Source organism: Streptomyces sp. P17 (assembly GCF_032436805.1).
Lineage (GTDB): Bacteria > Actinomycetota > Actinomycetes > Streptomycetales > Streptomycetaceae > Streptomyces.
In genome coordinates, this window is the sequence record NZ_JAVRBF010000661.1 from 1 (window position 1) to 281 (window position 281).

At 71.5% G+C, this 281-nt stretch carries 1 protein-coding gene; it reads left to right on the forward strand.

The window, feature by feature from the left end; translation table 11 throughout:
• On the forward strand, positions 1-281 hold a 281-nt coding region (locus RMT89_RS42490; protein WP_315889108.1), incomplete at both ends, for a hypothetical protein.

A 281-nucleotide genomic window follows, 5' to 3' on the forward strand; every position in this document is an offset into this window, starting at 1 on the left:
CGCCCGCACCCGCGCCGCCATGGCGGCGCAGGCCGAGCAGCAGGTCGCCAAGATCGCCGCGCTCGACCAGCAGATCGCCCAGAAGACGGCGGAGGCCGAGGCGACCAGCGCCACCGTCGACAAGCTCGAGGCCGGGCTGCCGTTCGTCTCCGAGACCGCCGAGGTGCGGGAAAAGGCGATGAAGATGGAGTACGGCAACCGCATCGCCTGGCTCGACGCCGCGCTGCGGCTATCGGAGCAGAAGCACGAGCTGCTGGTGCAGCGCCGCCACCTCGTCGAGG